The sequence below is a fragment of the Pradoshia sp. genome (assembly GCF_051873915.1).
Classification (GTDB): domain Bacteria; phylum Bacillota; class Bacilli; order Bacillales; family Pradoshiaceae; genus Pradoshia.
Window position 1 is genome coordinate 6,689 of sequence record NZ_JBJEFJ010000136.1, and the last position, 1,597, is coordinate 8,285.

Below are 1,597 nucleotides of genomic sequence, written 5' to 3' on the forward strand. Positions count from 1 at the left end.
ATACATAAAACAGCCAGTCGAAATCCTCCCGATGCAAATCCTGATAGAAATAATCATTTGTCTGCGGATCATACACATATTCCTGCTTCCACTCATCCAAATGATTCATAATCGACCTCATCGCCAGCAGGAATTCATGCGCTTCCTTATTCGTCATGACCGGGTGCATGGAAAAGCGAATCCAGCCGGGTTTTACCGATAAATCTCCTGCCTCCACAGCCTCCATAATCTCATTCGATTGTTCCTTAGAAATATTAAGCAGGCAATGTCCGTATGTCCCTGCACAGGAGCAGCCTCCGCGAACCTGGATGCCAAAGCGGTCGTTGAGCAGCTTCACGATTAAATTATAATGGACGCCCGGAACCATGAAAGAAATAATACCTAACCGGTCCTCCTCCTGCCCTTCAAGCACATGGATTCCCTTAATTGCCTTTAAGCCAGGCAGAATGACCTTTAGCAATTCCTTCTCCCGAGCGAGCATCTTCTCAACCCCCATCTCTTCCTTGAGTCTAATGCATAATGCGGCTCTGATGCCCTGCAGGATTCCTGGTGTCCCGCCGTCTTCCCTGACCTCAATCTCATCGTAATAGCTATGTTCCCCCCACGGATTCGTCCATTTCACTGTACCCCCGCCAGGATGGTCTGGTATTTGGTTATGATACAAGGATTGATTCAATACCATCACGCCGCTCGTCCCTGGTCCGCCGAGAAATTTATGGGGAGAAAACACAATTGCATCCAGCGCCTCAAGCGGGTCGCCGGGATTCATATCCATCTTTACATATGGAGCGGATGCTGCAAAATCAACCAGACAGATGCCATCATGCTCATGCATGATACGGGCAAGCTGGTGATACGGTGTCATCAAGCCGGTCACGTTCGAGCAAGCGGTGAACGCGCCAATCCTCAGCGGCCGCTCTTTGTAGAACGGAAGCAGCTCTTCTAATGCAGCGGGGTCAATCTCTCCGTTCGCCCCCTGCGGAAGGACAACCACATCACAAACCGTCTCAAGCCATGATGTGTGATTAGAATGGTGCTCCCTATGCGTGATAAACACAACCGGCCGGTCCTCACAAGCCAGCTGTACCTGCGGCATCCATGCCTCTGGAATGCGCAACCCAAGCATCCGCTGCAGCTTATTGATCACAGAGGTCATTCCAAATCCGTCGAAAATAAGTGCATCTGTTTCAGATGCGTTGACATGCTGCTTGATAATCTTTTTCGCATGATGATACGCATTCGTCATAAACGAACCCGTCTCATTAGACTCCGTATGTGTATTCGCCATGAAAGGCGCAAACTCTTCAAGGATCTTCGCTTCAATCGGCCGATATAGACGGCCGCTCGCCGTCCAATCCGCATACATAATCGGCATTTCCCCATAAGGCGATTGAAACGTCTGATTGATGCCGACAATCCCTTTCCTATACACCGAGAAATGCTGTTCCAGCTCACTAAACCATTCTACTGTCTGATCCCCAATTCGGGCCGAGAGCACCATCTTTTTCACCTTCAATCCACAATCAGTCATTGACAGTATATGTGCGGATGGGGAAAATGACATTGTCATGAAAAGGAGGCGTGCAGAAAGGTTTTT

At 49.2% G+C, this 1,597-nt stretch carries 1 protein-coding gene; it reads right to left on the bottom strand.

Translation table 11 applies throughout. From position 1 onward, the window contains the following. A partial coding sequence (locus ACI35L_RS12500) for an aminotransferase class V-fold PLP-dependent enzyme (RefSeq protein ID WP_439803025.1) occupies positions 1 to 1,501 on the bottom strand: 1,501 nt, incomplete at its 3' end. Positions 1,502 to 1,597: the final 96 nt, after the last annotated feature.